The organism is Nodosilinea sp. LEGE 07088 (assembly GCF_015207395.1).
Taxonomy (GTDB): domain Bacteria; phylum Cyanobacteriota; class Cyanobacteriia; order Phormidesmidales; family Phormidesmidaceae; genus Nodosilinea.
In genome coordinates this window covers 1-19,663 of record NZ_JADEWX010000060.1, presented here as the reverse complement: position 1 = coordinate 19,663, position 19,663 = coordinate 1, and the positions used below count along the sequence as shown (strand labels likewise).

Annotated in this window: 15 protein-coding genes and 1 pseudogene; 4 read left to right on the top strand and 12 right to left on the bottom strand. The window is 56.4% G+C overall.

The genetic code is table 11. The features are described from left to right. Nucleotides 1-23 precede the first annotated feature (23 nt). From urtD to IQ254_RS14755, 9 genes are all read right to left on the bottom strand, one after another. Nucleotides 24-1,154, bottom strand: coding sequence for an urea ABC transporter ATP-binding protein UrtD (urtD, locus tag IQ254_RS14795; RefSeq protein ID WP_193966927.1), 1,131 nt, complete (start codon nt 1,152-1,154; stop codon nt 24-26). Between the two features lie 181 nt (nt 1,155-1,335). Then, nucleotides 1,336-2,514: an urea ABC transporter permease subunit UrtC gene (gene urtC / locus IQ254_RS14790; protein ID WP_193966926.1), complete on the bottom strand. Its 1,179-nt coding sequence runs from the start codon at nt 2,512-2,514 to the stop codon at nt 1,336-1,338. Nucleotides 2,515-2,518: 4 nt separating this feature from the next. Next, the gene (locus tag IQ254_RS14785) at nt 2,519-3,691 is read right to left on the bottom strand and encodes a branched-chain amino acid ABC transporter permease (protein WP_193966925.1); all 1,173 of its coding nucleotides are present in this window, start codon (nt 3,689-3,691) and stop codon (nt 2,519-2,521) included. 283 nt (nt 3,692-3,974) lie between these two features. After that, nucleotides 3,975-5,279 carry an urea ABC transporter substrate-binding protein gene (urtA, locus tag IQ254_RS14780; RefSeq protein WP_193966924.1) on the bottom strand — a complete coding sequence of 435 codons (1,305 nt, stop codon included), beginning with the start codon at nt 5,277-5,279 and terminating at the stop codon, nt 3,975-3,977. Nucleotides 5,280-5,716: 437 nt separating this feature from the next. Further along, entirely contained in the window at nt 5,717-6,343 is a 627-nt protein-coding gene (gene ureG / locus IQ254_RS14775) for an urease accessory protein UreG (protein WP_193966923.1), read from the bottom strand. Between the two features lie 114 nt (nt 6,344-6,457). Further along, the gene (locus tag IQ254_RS14770) at nt 6,458-7,744 is read right to left on the bottom strand and encodes a glutamyl-tRNA reductase (RefSeq protein WP_193966922.1); all 1,287 of its coding nucleotides are present in this window, start codon (nt 7,742-7,744) and stop codon (nt 6,458-6,460) included. A 277-nt stretch (nt 7,745-8,021) separates the two neighbouring features. Next, the gene (gene glpX / locus IQ254_RS14765; RefSeq protein WP_193966921.1) at nt 8,022-9,059 is read right to left on the bottom strand and encodes a class II fructose-bisphosphatase; all 1,038 of its coding nucleotides are present in this window, start codon (nt 9,057-9,059) and stop codon (nt 8,022-8,024) included. Nucleotides 9,060-9,173: 114 nt separating this feature from the next. After that, the gene (locus IQ254_RS14760; RefSeq protein ID WP_193966920.1) at nt 9,174-10,214 is read right to left on the bottom strand and encodes an S-layer homology domain-containing protein; all 1,041 of its coding nucleotides are present in this window, start codon (nt 10,212-10,214) and stop codon (nt 9,174-9,176) included. A gap of 204 nt (nt 10,215-10,418) precedes the next feature. Then, entirely contained in the window at nt 10,419-12,899 is a 2,481-nt protein-coding gene (locus IQ254_RS14755; RefSeq protein ID WP_193966919.1) for an ATP-dependent Clp protease ATP-binding subunit, read from the bottom strand. Between the two features lie 492 nt (nt 12,900-13,391). Here IQ254_RS14755 and IQ254_RS14750 point away from each other — a divergent pair, with 492 nt between their 5' ends. The 3 genes and pseudogenes from IQ254_RS14750 (at nt 13,392) to IQ254_RS14745 (ending at nt 15,744) form a co-directional block, all read left to right on the top strand. After that, on the top strand, nt 13,392-14,168 hold the full coding sequence (locus IQ254_RS14750; protein WP_193966918.1) for a hypothetical protein: 777 nt from the start codon (nt 13,392-13,394) through the stop codon (nt 14,166-14,168). 438 nt (nt 14,169-14,606) lie between these two features. Beyond that, nucleotides 14,607-14,720: pseudogene (locus IQ254_RS33670) on the top strand (chlorophyll a/b binding light-harvesting protein); the annotation flags it as partial. A gap of 277 nt (nt 14,721-14,997) precedes the next feature. Continuing rightward, nucleotides 14,998-15,744: an alpha/beta fold hydrolase gene (locus IQ254_RS14745; protein WP_193966917.1), complete on the top strand. Its 747-nt coding sequence runs from the start codon at nt 14,998-15,000 to the stop codon at nt 15,742-15,744. A 178-nt stretch (nt 15,745-15,922) separates the two neighbouring features. Here IQ254_RS14745 and IQ254_RS14740 read toward each other — a convergent pair whose 3' ends face one another. The 3 genes from IQ254_RS14740 to IQ254_RS14730 all read right to left on the bottom strand — a co-directional run bounded on the left by IQ254_RS14740 (nt 15,923) and on the right by IQ254_RS14730 (nt 19,163). Beyond that, on the bottom strand, nt 15,923-16,630 hold the full coding sequence (locus tag IQ254_RS14740; RefSeq protein WP_369011307.1) for a DevA family ABC transporter ATP-binding protein: 708 nt from the start codon (nt 16,628-16,630) through the stop codon (nt 15,923-15,925). A 63-nt stretch (nt 16,631-16,693) separates the two neighbouring features. After that, complete coding sequence (devC, locus tag IQ254_RS14735; protein ID WP_193966916.1) at nt 16,694-17,875, bottom strand: ABC transporter permease DevC; 1,182 nt, start codon at nt 17,873-17,875, stop codon at nt 16,694-16,696. A gap of 103 nt (nt 17,876-17,978) precedes the next feature. Then, the gene (locus IQ254_RS14730; protein ID WP_193966915.1) at nt 17,979-19,163 is read right to left on the bottom strand and encodes an HlyD family efflux transporter periplasmic adaptor subunit; all 1,185 of its coding nucleotides are present in this window, start codon (nt 19,161-19,163) and stop codon (nt 17,979-17,981) included. Between the two features lie 159 nt (nt 19,164-19,322). Here IQ254_RS14730 and IQ254_RS14725 point away from each other — a divergent pair, with 159 nt between their 5' ends. Continuing rightward, entirely contained in the window at nt 19,323-19,508 is a 186-nt protein-coding gene (locus tag IQ254_RS14725; RefSeq protein WP_193966914.1) for a hypothetical protein, read from the top strand. Nucleotides 19,509-19,663: the final 155 nt, after the last annotated feature.

The window sequence follows — 19,663 nt, the reverse complement described above, 5'->3', positions numbered from 1 at the left end:
GATGGGTAAACCGTCAAGCTGCCTTAGTTCGACGCGGCTAATGCTTCCCGAGCGGCAGCCTCTAGGCGGCTGACGGTATCGGGGGGCAGGTTCAGCATGGTGAGCAGCTTTTGGTAAACCACTGCTTCGCTCTGGTTGATCTGGTTGGCGCTGATCACCTCGTAGCTCAGCATCAGGGCCTCTTCGCGCTGGGCTGGGGTGGTGAGCTGGGGTACCAGCTCTTCGAGGGGAATCTCTTTAGCGAGCAGGTCTTTGAGGTCGTCGCGCAGGCTGGCTTGCTCGTCGGGGTTGTGGGCAAACCTGCGGCTGAGGCGATCGAGAATCACCTCTTGTTGCACATCGGCAAAGTTGTCGTCGGCCCAGGCCATGGTAGCGGCAATGCGCAGCAGCAGCATTTGCTCAGGGGTGAGGGTGGTTTCTTTGCCCAGGTAGACCTCAATCACCTTGGGGTCGTTTTGCACTTCGTCCATGGTGCCTTCGCAGAGCACACTGCCCTGGTGCAGCACGGTGACCTGGCGGGCAATCTGGCGCACAAACTCCATGTCGTGCTCGATCACCACAATGGAGTGGCTCTCGGCCAGCGACATCAGCAGGTTGCCGGTTTGCTCAGTCTCTTCGTCGGTAAGACCCGCTACGGGCTCATCGACCAGCAGTAGGTCAGGCGACTGGGCCACCAGCATGCCAATCTCTAGCCACTGCTTTTCGCCGTGGGAGAGCAGCGCAGCGGGAATGTCGGCTTTGTGGTCGAGGCCGATGGTTTCGAGCAGACCACTGACGGTGCGCTTTTCGGCAGGTGGCGCTTTTTTGAACAGGGTGGCGAAGACATTTTTATCGCGATTGCAAGAGAGGTCTAAGTTTTCGCGGGGGGTGAGGTTGAGGTACACCCGAGGAGTCTGAAACTTGCGGCCAATGCCTAGGCGGGAGATCTCGTGCTCTTTGAACTTGCGCAGATCTTGGCCCTTAAAGTAGGCAGCGCCTTCGGTGGGCTTGGTCTTGCCGGTAATGACATCTAAAAAGGTGGTCTTGCCCGCGCCGTTAGGGCCAATAATCACCCGCAACTCGCCCTCGTCCATGCTGAAGTTGAGGTGGTTGATGGCTTTAAAGCCGTCGAAGCTGACGGTGACGTCTTGAATATCGAGAACTTTGGTGCTCACGGGTCAGGTCTCCTTCGGTTTCCGGGTAGGGTGGGCACCGCCCACCGGGGAAAGAATTGGGATGAGGGTAAGGTAGGTATTACCCATTGGCAGAGTCACAGTGGCACAGAATGTTTTGCTGTTGAGCGCGATTTGCCTGTTATGCCTGGGTAGACGGTGGGCATTGCCCACCCTACTGACCTTACTTATCGGCAAATTCAGGGGTTTCGACTACGGCCTCGGGCTCTGGGCTGTCGTCCAGGTAGGGCAGATTGGTGGGAGCCAGGCCCAGGGTCGAGCTGACAGCCGAGCCAAATTGGCGGCGACCCCAGCCAATGATGCCGTCGGGCAGCGCCGTCACCACAATCAAGAACAGTGCCCCCTGAAAGAACAGCCACACGTCGGGAAAGCGTTCGCTGAGCAGACTGCGGGCCATATTCACCAGCACCGCCCCGAGAATGGCTCCAACCAGAGTGGCGCGACCGCCCACGGCCACCCAGATCACCATCTCAATCGAGAAGGCGATATCCATGACCTGGGGAGAGATAATGCCCGATTGCACGGTGTAGAGGGCACCGGCAACGCCTGCGATCGCCCCCGAGACCGCAAACACTAGCACCTTGTAGGCGGTGGGGTCATAGCCCGAGAACCGCACCCGGTTTTCGTCGTCGCGAATCGCCACCAGCATGCGGCCAAAGCGCCCGCTGGTCAGCCAGCGGCAAAGGGCGTACATGGCAATCAGGGCAATCACGGTGCTGATGTAAAAGAACATGCGCATGCCGTCGCTGCCCACCTGCTGACCCATAAACATTGAGGTGGAGGTCTTAAGGCCGTTGGTACCGTTGATCAGCTTTTGCTGACCATTAAAAAAGTTAAAAAATACTACCAGGGCCGCCTGGGTCAAAATTGAAAAGTACACTCCGCGAATGCGGTTGCGGAAGACCAGATAGCCCAGCAGCCCCGCCACAATTGCCGGAATCAGAAAAATGGCTAGCAGGGTAAACGGGAAGGAGTTAAACGGTTGCCAAAACAGCGGCATCTCGGTGACGCCGTAGAGGCCAAAGAACTCGGGCAGCTGGCCCTCACCTAGGGTGTTGAGCTCTAGGTACATGGCAAAGGCATAGCCGCCCAGGGCAAAGAAGATGCCGTGACCCAGGCTCAGCAGCCCGGTAAACCCCCAAATTAAATCAATACCCAGGGCCACAATCGCCAGGGCCAGAAAGCGCCCCAGCAGGTTGAGCCGAAACCCCGTCAACAGCATTGGCATCAGCACAATGAGGATGAGGGCGATCGCAATCACGGCGATCGCCTCAATCATGAACTTACGCTTCTGGCTGGCCTGTGCGGCGCGGCGCGGTTGTGTTGTTACCTCAGTCGTCATCGCCCTATAGCTCCACCGAACGCCCCTTCGGCGGGAACAGCCCAGCGGGCCGCACCTGCAAGAAGGCAATAATTAGTGCAAACACCATCACCTTGGCCATACTGGTCGTGGCAAAGAAGTTAAAGAAATCGATCGCAGGCTGAAAAAAGGCTGTTGGCGGCAAAATCAATGCGATCGTCCCTGAGCCAACCAGGTAGGTAACAATACCAATCACCAGCGCCGCTACAATGCTGCCGACCAGCTTGCCGACCCCACCGACGACCACCACCATAAAGGCATCTACGATGTAGTTACCCCCCAGGTTGGGGCCTACAGACCCCAGCAACGTCACCGCAAAGCCAGCGATGCCTGCCAGACCAGAGCCCAGGGCAAACGTCAGCGCATCCACCCGCTCGGTCGGGATGCCCAAACACGCACTCATACCCCGGTTTTGGGTGACCGAGCGAATGCGCAGACCCCAGGCCGTGCCGTTGAGAAACCAATACACGGCCACCAGACAGAGAATGGTGAGCACAATAATGAACAGTCGGGCATAGGGAAACTGCAAAGCACTGCCGATCGCCACGCCGCCCCGCAGCCAGCTCGGCGGCGTCACATCGACGTTTTGGGCACCAAACCAGGGGCGGACAAACTGGCTACTGCCCGAGCTTTGCACCAAAAAACTAACGACGGCTGCGATCGCTACCGACAGCCCCAAAAATATGGGGTTTGCCCACTGGCTAATACGATCCCAGTCGGTGTAGCGGGTCAACGCCCAACGCCCAATCAAAAACAGGGTTGCAAAGATCACCAGCCCGATCACCATTGGCCAGCTGATGCTGCGAATCAGCTGAATCAAAATTAGGCTGACCCCCCAGGTGGCCAGCAGCGTCTCGAGCGGCCGCCCGTAGAGGTAACGAATCACCGTGCGTTCTAGCAATAGGCCGAGCAACGCCGAGACCACAAAGGCCAGCGGCAGCGCCGCAAAAACATAAATTTCGGGCGCAATACCGCCCATACTTTTGGCCACGTTCTGCACCACAAAGGTAGTGTAGGCCCCAAACATCATTAATTCGCCATGGGCCAGGTTAATAACGCCCATCAAGCCAAACACAATGGCCAAACCCAAGGCCACAATCAACAGCACTGCGCCAATGCTAATGCCGTTAAACAGGCCGCCAATTAAGCCTTCTAACACAGCTACTCCTGGTTAAGAACAACCTTTACGCGCCCAAAGCCTGGCCGCTGGCACCAAACAGAACCTTCAAGACAGTCCACATATCTCCAGGAATCCTAGAGTGCGCCCTGCACCAGAAATGTCCATTCAAAACAGTTTTTCAACAGTGCTCTGCCTTAGGCGAGGAGGCCCTGGCGGCTTGTCTCAAGCAAGGCACAAAGCTTGTTTATAGAAAGCGGGGATACAGCCAACTGTATCCCCGCCCAACTATCGTTCGACAGCGCTGCGAGAGTGCAGATCTGACCTAGATTTCGAACTTGCCGCCCTTGGCAGGATCAGACCAGTCGCAGGCAAAGCCAATGGTGTCAGGTACAAACTGGTTCCAGGGCTCAGGATCGATAGGGCCGTCAGTTTCCCACAGGATGTTGAACATGCCGTCATCCATCACCTCACCAATGCGTACAGTCTTGGACAGGTGGTGGTTGGGGTTCATTGTTACGGGGCCTTCAGGCGCGGCCATTTCCTGGCCGTAGGCTGCTGTGCGAACCTCAGGAATGTCCGTAGTGCCAGCGGCTTCCACCGCTTGCTTCCACAAATAAACCATGATGTAGGCAGCTTCCATAGGGTCGTTGGTGACGCGGTCGTCACCAAACTCGGCTTTAAAGTCAGCTACCCACTTCTCATTTTCAGGGGTCTCCACGGTTTGGAAGTAGTTCCAAGAAGCCAGATGACCGGTGAGGAACTCGGTACCAATCTGACGCACTTCTTCTTCAGCTACGCTCACCGACATCACCGGGTATTGATCCGGCCCCATGCCTGCGCCCTGGAGCTGCTTAAAGAAGGCCACGTTGCTGTCGCCGTTGAGGCTGTTAAAGATCACGCCACCATCGGGCAGAGCTGCTTTGATCTTGGTAATGATGGGGGTTACCTCGGTGTTGCCCAGGGGCAAGTAGTCTTCACCCACGGTGTTGCCACCCTTGGCCGCCAACTGCTCTTTGATGATGGTGTTGGCGGTACGGGGGAACACGTAGTCAGACCCCACCAAGAAGAAGTCTTTGCTCTTATTTTCGAGCAGCCAGTCTACGGCTGGCTCGATCTGCTGGTTGGGGGCTGCCCCTGTATAGAAAATGTTCTGTGAACATTCTTGGCCTTCGTACTGCACGGGGTACCACAGCATGTGGTTTTTTGACTCAAAGACTGGGAGCACAGCTTTACGGCTCGCTGAGGTCCAGCAGCCAAACACCACGGCCACTTGGTCTTGGTCGATTAGTTTTTCAGCTTTCTCAGCAAAGGTCGGCCAGTCAGAGGCACCATCCTCGGTGACGGCTTCAATCTGCTTGCCCAACACCCCGCCAGCGGCGTTAATTTCTTTGATGGCCAGCATTTCTGCATCGACCACCGTGGTTTCACTGATAGCCATGGTGCCGCTAAGAGAGTGTAGAATGCCCACCTTAATGGTCTCGCCATCGGCGGCGGCAGTCTCTGTGCCACCATCAGCCTCACCGGTATCAGTGGTGGTGGTGCCGCCGCAGGCCTTGAGCAGCATAGAGGTGCCCAGGGTCGCAGACCCGTACACCAAAAACTTACGTCGATTAAATCGAGTGACCATTCAACCTCTCTCCTGACTCATTAATGAAAAAAATGGCTTGACCGAGAATCTACTTAGACTATCAGAGTGGATATTAAGAGGTGTGACTACCAGTAAATGTAGCGTGGGATACAAAAAGCTAAAACTCCCTTGTAACGAAGTTTTGAGTCGTCGTTTCCCTGAATCTGTGGTGGAGTCTCCTTTTGGCCGCCTTAGAAGCAAGATCTTGGGGAAGAGCGTAGCCCTGCCAGCGCCATCTAAACCACGGGGATCAAGCGATGCTATCCCCATCAGGTCGCTACGGCAGATGATGTCGGCGTGTAAAACAGTACTCGAATCCCTGCAATGACACCGTTATGCCAGGCTGTAATATAGAGGACGGTTACTCTACCGTGCCTATCAGTGTTCTTGCTATGCCCTGTTCTTGCCAGGCACCGTCCGAGCGAAATTTCGGCTCTTTACAGTGCCTGGGTAGAAACCGGTGCCAGCGCCCCATGGCGTTCGATAAAGTGAATGATCGTGTCTACGCCTGTCTGGGTCTTGAGATTGGTGAACCCAAAGGGGCGATCGCCTCGCATTTTCTTGGCGTCCCGTTCCATCACCTCTAGACTAGCGCCGACCATGGGGGCTAAGTCTATTTTGTTGATCACTAAAAAGTCAGATTTGGTGATTCCCGGCCCACCCTTGCGCGGGATCTTGTCGCCAGCGGCGACGTCGATGACATATAAGGTCAAGTCCACCAGCTCGGGGCTAAAGGTGCTGGCCAGGTTGTCGCCACCGCTCTCTACAAACACCAGGTCTAGCGGGTTAACCCGTGCCTCTAGGTCTTCGATCGCCACCAGATTCATCGAGGCATCTTCGCGAATGGCGGTATGGGGGCAGCCGCCGGTCTCTACCCCGACAATGCGATCGGGGCTGAGGGCCTGGCTGCGCACCAAAAACTGAGCATCTTCCTGGGTATAGATGTCATTAGTGACGACGGCGATCGAGTAGCGATCGCGCAGCGCCTTGCAGAGGCTATCTACCAACGCCGTCTTCCCCGACCCTACCGGGCCTGCCACACCAACGCGAAAGGGACTTGTCATTGACTGCAATCCAACATTGGGATGCTTGGTATCTTACACCGATGCCGTAACCCCAGGGTTTTAAGAAAACCTGGGGTTTGGCGACCAAAACCTAGCCCTGATGAGTTCTGGCTTTTAGCTATACTTCTCGGTTGTCTCGAGGTCAAACAGCACCTGTAGGGTCTGCATGGCTCGCTTGCGGGCCTCGATATCCCGCTGGGCGCGCAGCTGCACCATCGGGTCGTGGAGAATCTTGTTGACGATGCCGCGGGTCAAGGCTTCGATCACTTCCTGGTGTTTTTCGGCAAACTCACTCCCCAGGCGCGATAGGGCTTTTTCTAGTTCCTGCTCGCGGATTGTTTCAACCTTGCTGCGGAGGCTGCTGATGGTGCCTACGGTATCGAGGGAGCGCCACCAATCCATAAACGTTTCCACCTCTTCATCGAGCAGTACCTGGGCTTCCATCGCCATGCGGCGGCGACTGGCCTGGTTTTGAGCGACTACGGCCTTGAGGTCATCCACGTTAAAGGCATGCACATGGTCGAGCTCATTGGCGTTGGTATGCACGTTCAGGGGTACCGCAATGTCAAACAGCATGAGGGTGCGGCCAGGGGTCATCAACGGCTCCAGATTTTCGCGGTGTAGCAGGGGCTCGGTGGCCGAGGTACAGGTAAACACCACATCCGACGCCTGTACCGTCTCTAACATCGTATCCAGAGTGCCCGTGCGAATGTCGGCATCGGCAAACTGCTCCGCCAACTCATTGGCGCGACCGATAGTGCGATTGAGAATGGTGATGGTGCAGGAATCTTTAGAGATCAGGTGCTGCACTAGCAGACGGGCCATCTTACCGGCCCCCAAAATGCTCACATGGCAGCCATTCAGATCGGCAACCTTCATGCGAGCCAGTTCCACCGCCGCTGAGCTAATCGAGACAGCCCCAGTGCCAATGCTGGTCTCACTGCGTACCCGTTTGCCTGCTGTCAACGACTGCTTCAGCAACCGATCGAGCACGCGACCAATGCTTTTGTGTTGTTGGGCCAGCTGGTGAGCATGCTTCACCTGGGCGATAATTTGGCCTTCCCCCAGCACCAAGCTATCCAGGCCAGCGGCAACCCGCATGAGGTGATTGACGGCATCTTGGTGCAGCAAGATAAACAGGTGCTGGCGCAGCTCGCGGAGGGGTAGGCCGCTATGGTCTGAGAGAAACTGAGTGACTTCGCGAATGCCCTGCTCGGTGGCTTCGGTGACGATGTGGATTTCGAGCCGGTTGCAGGTGCTGAGAATCGAGACTTCGTCAATGTGGGGGCAATGGGTCAGGTGGGCGATCGCGTCTCCTGTCTGAGCCGTCGGAATGCTAAGTTTTTCGCGAATTTGTACCGGGGCGGTTTTGTGGCTCAGGCCAATTACGGCGATATTCATTCTTCCTCCACGCGTTTTAATAGTCACCTAATTAATGATGCCGGCAGATCCTTAGCGTTGGCTGCAGAATTGCTGAGGCTAGCGGAGCTAAGGGTTACGCCGTACACAATTGCCAATATGTTTGAACTTAGAGATAAATAGGGCGCGACTCAAGGAAACTCAACAAAAGTCCATCAAAAACTGTGAACTTGGCCAAAAAAAGATGCGAGGATCCCCGCATCTAAAACGTCAACGTTGGGATGTGAGGACGCCATTACGTCCTCACCCCTTGGGATAATTAATGGAGCTGCAGCCTCTTAGGCTGATCAACCATGTGGATGGTATCGACAAACCGGGCCGTCGAAGACTGGCTAGAAATAACCAGCGACTGGGTACGCATGCCGCCGTGGAAGAAGCGTACGCCGTCCATCAGTTCACCAGTGGTGATGCCAGTGGCGGCAAATAGCACAGTTTCGCCAGAGGCCAGTTCATGGGCGTCGTAGACCTTATCAATATCGGTAATACCCATCTCGTTAAGGCGAGCGATGTTGGCCTCTTTGCTTTCGCCAATCAGACCTGTTTTGACTACCGCAGGATCGTAAATTAGCTGGCCTTGGAAGTGGCCACCCAGGCAGCGCATGGCAGCCGCACTAATGACCCCCTCAGGAGCCGCCCCGATGCCCATCAGCGCGTGGGTATTCGTCCCCGAAAAGGCGCAGGAAATAGCGGCACCCACGTCACCGTCGGCGATCAGCTTGACGCGGGCCCCGGCATCGCGAATTTCTTTGATCAAATCGTTGTGGCGATCGCGCTTCATCACCACGACAACCAGCTCATCGATACCGCGATCGAGGCACTCGGCTAGAATCTTGAGGTTTTCGGTGGCGGATTTGTTGATGTCCACTTTCCCCTTGGCCTGGGCTGGAGCCGCCAGCTTTTTCATATAAAAATCGGGGGCGGCAAACAGGCCACCTTTCTCGGAGATAGCCAGCACGGCCATGGAGCCGTTTTGACCATAGGCCACGAGGTTGGTGCCTTCGCAGGGGTCAACCGCAATGTCAATTTCCAGCAGCTCGTCGGGGTTGCAAAAATCTTTGGCATTGGGCTGGGTGCAGATACCAACCTCTTCACCGATGTAGAGCATAGGTGCATCATCCCGCTCACCCTCGCCAATCACGATCCGACCGCGCATGTGAATTTTATTCATGCGCTCCCGCATAGCTTCTACAGCTACCTCGTCAGCGATATCCTTTTCGCCCTTGCCCATCCAGCGGGACGATGCGATCGCAGCCTGTTCGACAACCTCAATAATCTCAAGACCGAGGGTACTTTCCACGGGATCAATCCTCCAAACTGCCTATATTTAATGGGTTTTCGCGTTCCCTATCTCGACTTCTAAGTCTATCAGACGGTGGGATCAAGGCATAGAGACTTGTGGGGCGTCACTGTTCTAAGGCACCGTATATGCCGACTGCACCGGGGGCAATTTACCCTGCTGCACCAGCGCCTGGTGAATCATCGCTACGATTTCGGCCCGGGTAGCGGCCTGGGCGGGTTTGAGCTGGTCGCGGGTAGGATAGTTGACCACCAGGGCATTTTCAGTGGCGGCAGCGACTTTAGGCGCAGCCCAGCCAGGCAACGCGCCGAGGTCTGTAAAAGATTGCAGAGTTTGTTCGGAGGTCGGTGATGGAGCGAGATCTATGCCCGTGGCGAGGGATACAATTACCTCGTAGCGAGGCACCGCCTGCTCGGGGCGAAAGTCTCCTTCAGGGTAGCCATTCATAAAACCCTGGGACAACGCGCTGCCAATTGCCGGTGCCGCCCAGTAGTCGCTAGACACATCGGTGAAGGTTTGCACCGAGCCCTCTCGCGGAGCGTCGCCAAAGGCCTGGCTGAGCAGCGCTGCTAGCTCGGCCCGAGTGAGGGGTTCGTCGGGTTGAAAGCCGCTCTCAGGAAAATCAGGCAGGTAACCTGCATCAAACATGGGCTTGATAAAAGGATAGGCCCAGTGGGTGGTGGGCACGTCTGAAATATCTAAGGGCTGGGTCGTTTCTGTCGCCTCCTGAGACGGCGAGGCCGGGGCTGTAGTTGGCGCTGTCGGCACAGGGCTCGCCGGCACTACCACTCTGACCGTAGGTGCCGCACTGTCAGACGCTGAAGCCTGGTCATCAAAACTGGGGAACCCGCCCTCACGATTGACTGGGTCACTTTGGGAGCGATCGCGATCGTCAAAGGTACGGGGTTCAACCCCTGCTGACGTATCTGCTGGAGTTGGCAACGCTAAGGACGGCAAATCTCCGCCCCGCCGGGGCACCAGGTCAGCCTCTGCCAGTAACCCTTGGCCGCGAGATAAGCCCCACCACAAAATAGAGCCGATACCCAGAAAGGCTAGCACTAGCGCCAGCAGCTCATCAAAATCTAGAATTTGGTCTCGACGACCGGAATCAGGCTGAGTTGTCGGATGGGGTTGTTCGGGAGGCAGATTCACCATGGTTTAGCGCTGACGGCAATGTTCACGGTCATCCTATCGTTAATGCCTTCGGTTTCAAAGGCTCTAACGGGCTATATAGCGATCCAAATCACCATCAATTGTCAGCGTTTGACTCGCTTTGAAAAACTTCAGTTGAAACGTTATGGGGGCACCGCGTACGCGGTGCCCCCATAACGCAGGGATGTTTGCCCAGTTTTGTTCAGCTTAGCGACGTACACTAGCCAGGGCGGGCTGTTGTTCGGGCTTGACCACCGGCTCACCAGCGTCGTCTATATCCAGTAGCACACGATTGCCCGCTTCCAGATCCCCCGACAAAATCGCCTCGGCTAGGGTGTCTTCGACTAGACGGGCGATCGCGCGACGCATGGGCCGAGCCCCATAGCGCTGGTCATAGCCCTCGCCCGCCAGGCGCGTCCGAAACGCATCCGACAGGGTGATAGCCATCTGGCGCTCGGCCAATCGCTTGTTCACCTGCTCTATCATCAGATCGGCAATCTGGTTGACCTCATCGCGGGTGAGCTGGCGGAAGACGATGATTTCATCCAACCGGTTCAGCAATTCTGGTCTGAAGTACTGCTTCATTTCCTCATTCACAAGGTTGCGAATGTTGTTGTACTGGCTGGTGGCTGCATCGGTGGTGGCCAAATCGAACCCAAGGCCAGCACCACCCTTTTCAATTACCTGGGAACCAATATTTGAGGTCATGATGATCAGGGTGTTTTTAAAGCTGACCACCCGACCCTTGGCATCGGTCAGACGACCGTCATCCAGTACCTGCAACAGCAGGTTAAAGACTTCAGGGTGGGCCTTCTCAATCTCATCCATCAAAATCACGCTGTAGGGCTGGCGACGCACGGCTTCGGTCAGCTGACCGCCCTCGTCGTAGCCCACAAATCCTGGGGGCGAACCGACTAGCTTAGAGACCGTATGGCTCTCCATAAACTCCGACATATCGAGGCGAATCATCGCCTCTTCAGAGCCAAACAGAGCTATGGCCAATGCCTTAGATAACTCGGTCTTGCCCACCCCCGTAGGGCCAGAAAACACCAGGCTGGCAATGGGGCGGTCGGCGCTGGCTAGGCCCGATCGCGCTCGGCGAATGGCCTTGGCCGCCGCTACAACGGCCTCATGCTGACCGATTACGCGCTCGTGTAGCACATCTTCTAAATGCAGCAGGCGCACGGCCTCGGTTTCGGTCATGCGATTGACCGGAATACCGGTCCAGGCGGCTACGATATCGGCGATATTTTCTTCGTCAACGGTGGGCTGTGGCGGCAGGCTGTCGGTGGCTTCGCCGTATTCGGGAATGTCGGCCTGTAGCTGCTGAATCAGGGCTTGCCGCTGCTCTCGCAGCGTCGTCGCCTTGCCAAACTCCTGCAGCTGAATGGTTTCATCAAGCTCTTTGTTGACCTGGCGTAGCTGCTGCTTGAGTTCTTTAGATGGATACTTGGGCATGTAGCGCAGCTTCACCTGGGAACCGGCCTCGTCGATCAGGTCGATGGCTTTGTCGGGCAGGTGGCGATCGCTGATGTAGCGATCCGATAGCTTAGCCGCCGCTTCTAGAGCCTGGTCGGTAAAGGTAACCTGGTGGAACTGCTCGTAGCGGCTACGTAACCCCTGAAGAATTTCAATGGTTTCGTCCACGGAGGGTGGACTGACCATGATGGGCTGGAAACGACGCTCCAGAGCAGCATCACGCTCAATATACTTGCGAAATTCGTCGAGGGTGGTAGCCCCAATGCACTGCATTTCACCACGGGCTAGGGCGGGTTTGAGCATATTGGCGGCATCGAGTCCCCCTTCTAAAGACCCGGCTCCCACCAGGGTGTGAATTTCGTCAATCACCAGCACGACATCTGGGTCTTGGCGCACTTCCTCGACCAACTGGGTGAGACGCTCTTCAAAGTCTCCCCGGAAACGGGTGCCCGATACCAGAGAGCCCATGTCCAGGCTGATGACCCGCTTGGTAATCAGGTCTTCGGGAACGTCTTGGTTGACGATCCGCTGAGCCAACCCTTCGGCGATCGCGGTTTTGCCAACGCCGGGCTCACCGACCAAAATGGGGTTGTTCTTAGTGCGGCGACCTAGAATTTGTACCACCCGCTCAACCTCTCTGCTGCGGCCAACGACCGGGTCGATTTTGCCAGCGGCCGCTAGAGCGGTCAGGTCATAGCCAAACTCAGAGAGAATTTTGCCCGACTTGCGAGTGTCGCTGCGATCGCTCTCTCGACGACCCGCAGGCAGGGCGGCCACCTCACCAATTTCTTGAATGATACGGGTGCGAACCTTGGTTGGATCTACCCCCAGATTGGTCAATACGCGGTAGGCAACGCTCTCTGTATTCTGACAAAGGCTCAGCAAGAGATGCTCAGGCTCAATATAGGATGAGTCCATTTTTCGGGCTTCCTGAAAAGCCTGCTCAAATACCTGCTTAACCTTAGGGGTGAAGGGAATCTCTGGAGGAACGCTGCCGCTGCCGCGACCGATGATGGCCTCGACCTCAGCCCGAGCATCGTTGAGATTAACGCCAAACTCCCCCAGCACCTTGGCCGACAGGGTAGATTCTTCCTTGATTAACCCCAGCAACAGCTGCTCGGTGCCCACAAAATTGTGGCGCAGCCGACGGGCCTCTTCTTGGGCCTTCATGATGACGGCGATGGCGGTGTTGGTGAAATGTTCAAACATGGTGTTTAGTCAGTGCCAGTGGCTTGAGGAGCGTTGAGAAGATGGAAATTAACTCATCTGTAGCCTTGCTACCAGGGAAAGAACTAGAAACAAGGTCGGCCAAACAAATAGGGGTTTACTTATTGATACTTTACGTAAGTGTACGGATACTCAGCAGTGGGGAGAACCGTAGATCATGAGTGAGGTCAGGTCTGCGGCTCCATCGTGACATCTTTGGGGCATCTGGAAAACCGATGGCAGGGAAACGGTGAGTTGGGCAAAGATAACCTTTCCTGAGAGATTATTTACATTACTTAATCTTATCCTATCGCCTCAGGTCGAGATTCGGCAAATTGTTGCCGATGTCTGCGAAATAGCAGAGTCTAATTCGGTAAATCGTTTTATCATCACAAGCGAGTCTAAGGAATTTCAGGTCTTCAATACACACGTTCCATGATTTGAAGCCAGGGATCGCAATAGAATGGTACGTATATATTACTTCTTTGATGTGCTGTGACCGTTGCCCTAGAGTTTGCCAGTTCAGAAGATCTCCGCACCGCGCTTGGGCGCTGGCTTGAAGACTATGGTCACGATGTCCATCGCCAGGTTCCCTGTCCTGGCGAGGGGGTGGTTGATCTACTCACCCCGCTCTACGCTATTTTTTGTCCTTCCACCCTGCTTCCCGCTGATCTCTGGGCGGCAGTAGATGTGGTTCAGCTGCAGCAGGCCAACTTCCCTGAGCAGCAAATGGTGATTGCTGGATTGACCCCTGACAGTGACTGGGAGGCGGTTCAGGCGATCGCTGAGCAAATTAAACCCCAAGGCATCGAGGTTTGGTTGCTCGATCAAAACTCCTCTTTTGTAGAATTTTACGCTCGCTTTACCGCTGACCCACTCCCTCAGCCCGAGGGAAAGCTGACTCGGCGCAACCCCTTGGCCGGGTGCTTGATTTCACTGGGTATGGCGGCCATTCTGAGCGTTAGCTTTTGGCTGGCTTACCGGATTTTGGATCGTCATCAGCTGCAGGTCGCCACCAACAGCCAGGACAACCGCACGTGGGAGCAACTGCACAGCGCGGTCGGGGTCTGGGATATGGAATCGACCCTGGCCAGCCTGGAGAGCCTAGGCAACAGCCGCAACCCCTGTGTGGTCAAATTCGCTGAGCAGTTTGAGGCCAGCCTCCAGCAGAATGGGGCCGAGGGCTTTAGGGATATCAACCCGATCAAGCGGGCCCTCAATCTGCAGGAAGGATGTGATCTAGATATGCGTGAATACGACTTTTCTCAATAGCTGGGCTCCATCGTCAGAGACACCAAAAGCAATTGCTTTTGGTGTGTTACACCTGGCGGAGGATGTCTGTCCAGGCAAAGACTGCTGCAACTAAAAATCAATAATGAAATCCAAAGCTGCTTAAGCCCTGGCGATCGCTAGGTCAAAAAAATGTGGCGTCAATGCTTTGTTCGCTGCGATCCCCACCCAGGCCTGCTTATCCCAAGATTCTTGGAGCCTCTCAGTAGCAAGACTTTACAGGGATTGCTTGGCACTAGGGACTTTCACTGTCCAGTTCTGAACAAAGCAACAAAACGCAACACTCACCTATTGCGAATGATTCCGATTTGTGGTCAAATCTGCTTATTGAGTTTTGTTCTCAATAGCTGTTCTGTTGATGCTGACCTCTGTAAGGATTGATGCGTTATGCAAACCTATGGCGCTCAACGCGCACACCGGCGTTGCTGGTTAGCCAATGGGCATTTTATGCTGGCGTTCTTTTTCTTGCGGGGTTATCTGTGGTGTGTCCTGCGCGCCATCGGATTCGACCTTCGCCGGGTGAAAAAGCCCTGAGCGCCGAATCGTAGAGTTGGGTTCAACCTCTCCTCTCTTGGGGGCACATAGGGCTCCAACATCCTGCCCCCTTTCCTAATTTGCAATGGAATCTTCTGTGATGACATGTATCTGCTGTTCTGACCGGCTGCTTCACCACATGTATGGCCGCCAGCCCCAGTGGTTTTGCCCTACCTGTCGACGGGGTTGTCACGCTCCACGACATTGCCGACGCTAGCCCCGATGACTTGGTTGCAATACTCTCCGTCTCCACCCCTGTCTAGACATCCCTTTCCCCATGACCTTATCCACCTGTCCCGATGCCCTCTGGCTCAATGCCAGTCTCAGCTTTGAAAGATTTGACTATAAACTGCTGGGCTGCCTTGCCCGCCACGTTGAAGTTGCCCAGTGGGCCTATCGACAAACCCCCGACGAACCCAGCTGCCTGGATATCGCCGTTACTTTATTACACGACTATCTCAAGGGCCACAACCGCCCTGTTCATCTCATGGGCCACGGCACGGGGGGGCTGGTAGGGCTACTCTACGCCCGCCAAAATCCCCACCGGGTCAAGTCTCTGACGCTGCTATCGGTTGGGGTAAACCCCATGATCGACTGGCAGGCCCACTACTATGCCCAGCTTGAAAGGCTACCCTGCCCGCGATCGCACCTGCTCACCCAAATGGCCTACAGCCTGTTTGGCCACCAGGCTCGCCCGTTGGTATCCGGCTGGGTCAAGCTGCTCGAACAGGATTTACTCCATTCAATATCGCCCCACTCGCTGCTGAAACGAGCCAGTCTGTGCCCCGGCAGCGTGGCGGTGCCGCTGCTGGTGTGCGGTGGCGAAGAAGACGCGATCATCGACCTCAACCAAATTCGGGGCTGGCAACCTTGGCTCAAGACTGGCGATCGCATAGCGCTATTTCCGGGCCGTCACTTCTTTCATGGGGTGTCTCCCCAGCCTGTGGCCAAGCGGGTTTTGAGCTTTTGGGAAATGACCGACCACCGACTCGTCGCCCCCCAGAGCTTGAGAGCAGTTTTGTAACCCCTGCCCTGCGTTAACGATGCATCCTCTGCTTGCAGATCCTTCTGTTCACCCCCGTAACCCCGTTGGGGGATCTTCGCGTCAGCCTTTTCAGTCTCCATAGCGACGCCCTAAGGCGACTGGTGGTTCTTTTTCTGGATCTGTTCACCCCATTCGTCAATCTACCTGGTTCCCAGCCTTAGATGACAGCAACAGCCGGGTTCTCTGTTCGCATCAGCCGCCCGTCTTCCATGTGGATAATGCGGTGGGCAATATCCAGAATGCGATTGTCGTGGGTGACCAGCAGAATGGTGCAACCCCGATCGCGGGCCAGGCGCTGCATTAGCTCCACCACCTCGCGGCCCGACTGGCTATCGAGGGCGGCGGTGGGCTCGTCGGCCAAAATCAACTGAGGCTGGGTGACCAGGGCGCGGGCGATCGCCACCCGCTGCTTTTGGCCTCCCGAGAGATTGTCCGGTCGGTAGTTGACCCGGTGCCCCAGCCCCACGGCCTCTAGCATGGCGGTGGCCTGGGCGGTGCGATCGTCGTAGCTGAGGGATTTTTGCAGCCGCAGGGCCATGCGCACATTTTCTTGAGCCGTCAGACAGTCCAGCAGGTTGTGGGCCTGAAAGATATAGCCAATCTGGCTGCGCAGCTCCACCAGCTGCTTTTTGCTGGCCCCCAACAGCTCCTGGCCCAGGATTTTGAGGCTGCCCTGCTGCACCGACCGCAGCCCCCCCATCAGGCTTAGCAGCGTCGTCTTCCCGCTGCCCGAGGGGCCGGTTAAAATCACAATTTCGCCGGGGTAAATGGCGAGGTTGATGTCGAGCAGCACCGGCTTACTGAGCGATCCTTTGCCAAAGGCGTGGTGCAGGTTTTGGCTATTGACGACGGGTTCCATAGACATGCTCAGGCTAAAAATTCAAAACTCAAACGGCAAAATTTGCCCCAGGTAAGATGGGGTGTCTGCTTAGAACACATCAGCCGGGTCGGCAGAACGCAGCTTGCGCACCGCGATCGCCGCCGACAAAACCCCCATCACCAGGGTCATAGAAAACACCTGCAACCCCACCCCTAGGCGCATCAACACGGCCACCCCAGTCAGGTTGCTGAGCAGGCTGTACAACCCTAGGGCCGAGAGCAGGCCGGGCATAAACCCCAGTACGGCTAAAATCGCCGCTTCCTGAAACACCACCAGCAACAGTTGCCCGTCGGAGTAGCCGATGGCCTTGAGGGTGGCGTACTCCGACAGGTGATCGTTGACGTCGGAGTAGAGCACCTGATAGACAATTACCACCCCCACCACAAACCCCATGATGGTGCCGAAGTCAAAGATAATCCCCGCTGGTTCCTTGGCCCAGTAGCTTTCTTCCAGGGCAATCAGCTCGTCGTGGCTGAGGGCTGTAATGGTCTCGGGCAGGGTACGCTCGAGCTCAGCGATGACGGCCTGGGCATCAGCGCCAGGGTCGAGCTTGAGCACCCCAGCGTGGAGCTGGGTGGCCTGGGCGGCCCCAAACAGCCGCAGGTAGTTGACGTCGCTGATTACCACATGGCCGCGCTTAAAGATGTTGCTGCCTAGGGCATAGGTGCCGTTGACCCGCATTTTGCGGCCCTGGACTTCGATGGGAAGATCCTGACCGGCGGCAAATTCAGTGGCAATGGCCCCCAGCGACGGCAGGGATTTGGTGTCAAACAGCATGCGATCGGTCTGCTCCACCTGGGCCAGCTGGGTGTTGATAGCAGGGATGCTCATCACCGGCTGAGCGGGATTCATGGCGATCACGGTGACGTTGGTGGTTTTGCGGTTGTCGGGGTTCACCCAGCTGGCGGTGTTGTAGTAAAAAGGCCGCGCCGTGGCCACCCCCGGCACCGCCGCCGCCCGGTAAAGCTGGGGCTTGTCGAAGGTTTCATTGCCGAGGAACTGGCTCTTTTCGTTGACCAAAAACACGTCGCCGTCGAGGCTGGCGGGCACGTTGGTGGTGCCGCTAAACATCGCCGCGCGAAACCCCAGCTGCATAAAGATCAGAATGTTGGCGAAGGAAATACCCGATAGCGCCACCAGTAGCCGCACCCGCTGGTGGGAGAGCTGGGACCAGGCCAGGGGTTTTTCGATGCGGGATAGCCGCGTTAGCGGGGATTTGCCAAAAACCATCGGTTGCCCTTTCGCTGAAAAAACTGGGTGACGCGTTGACCGGTGCAGAACTTTGGTCGGGGAGTCAGTTCCCAGACCCATGACAAGGAGAGGCTTGGGCCGCCTAATCGACCTGAATCTTGACCCGCACCTGCATGTAGGTCAGCCCAGCTACCTGAGCGCTGTCGGCGGGGTCGAGCCTGACCTTGACCTCCACAACCCGAGCGTTGCTGTCCGCGGCGGGGTCTGAGTCCAGCACGTCGGTCTTGCGAATTTGCAGACCAATGGATTCCACCTGACCCTGGAGCGTATTGGTAAAACCGCCATTTTCGCTGGTGATTGCGGCCCGCTGGCCGAGGGTCAGCTTGGGCACATCGGTTTCGTAGACCTCGGCAATGACGACCATCTGCTCGGTTTGACCCAGATCCACAATGCCCTGGTCGGGGTTGACTCGCTCCCCCACCCGGGTGTTGATCCGCAGAATTTGCCCCGCCACCGGCACCCGTACGTAGAAGTCTTCTAGATCGGCTCGGGCGCGATCGACCTGGCTTTGGGCGTAGGCTAGCTCGGCTTCAGCCACGGTCACATCCACCGGGCGCACCTCCCCTAGCTGAGTTAGCGTCGCGGTAGCCGACTGAATCTGGGCTGTCAGGGTTTGGCGCGCTCCGTCGAGCTGGGCCTCGGCATCTCGCAGGTTGGCGCGGGAGGTGTCCAGGGTCTTGAGGCGACTGTCGAGGTCAGCGGCGCTGACGGCACCGCGATCGTAGAGTTGGCGGTAGCGATCGTAGTCGTTTTGAGCTTCACGTAGGGTGGCGCTGGCGACATCGACTGCGGCCTGGTTTCTAAGCTCAGCGGCGGCCTGCTCGGCTTCGAGCTGGCGAATAGTGGCTCGTTGGGCCGCCTGCTGACCGGGAGTAGCGGTGGGGGTAAGGCTCTGGCCCAGCTGGGCCCGCTGAACAGCGACATTTTGCTCGGCCTCGGCCACCTCGGCCTGGAGCTTTTCGATGCCCTGGAGGGTGGCAATTACCTGGTTAGCCTCGACCCGATCGCCCTCCTGCACCAGCAGCTGGTTGACCCGGCTGTCCTGGGCGTTGGCCACCGACAGCTTGATCACCGCCGAGGTGGGCTCGATGTGCCCCAGGGCCGCTACGGTGGGTACTGGCGCGGGGGCTGTGGCAGCCGGAACTGGGGCCGGGCGGGTGAGGTGCGATCGCACGGCGTACAGGCCCCACCCGCCTAACAGCAGCAGCATAGCCGCAGCGGCCAGGCCGTAGGGGTTGGTTTTGGTGGCGATGGCTTTGAGGGTCATGCTTCCCGAACGCTCTAGGTACGACTACAGATAAACCGATCTTTATAATTCAAAGTTGGCTTTAATATTCCCCGAGCCAGCCGCTAACTACCGACATTAAAAACGGGATTGTCGGCAGATTTTGGGCATACTAGCGGTGCATATTTGAGGGTAAAAACCATGGCCAAACCCGTGCCTCAATCATTTAAAGATTCCCAGGCAGATGAAAAACTTCAGCAGTTTCGCCAAGACCTAAATCAGGAGCTAGAACATGCGATCGAAGGTCATGAATTCAAGATGGTCTATATTGGCATTGCCACACTGGTGGCCTTTACCTTAGTCATCTATTTAGCGTGGAAGTTTTAGAGTAAATAATTGAGGATAGGCCGCTCTAAGTAGCTAGGCGCAATTAAATATAAAACGTTCCAGTGGGTAATCTCCGGTTCTACTACGTGCCTCCATGCCCTCAATGACGGTCATGGCCAGGTCATATTCGTTATCAAACATCTGCCCGGCAATCT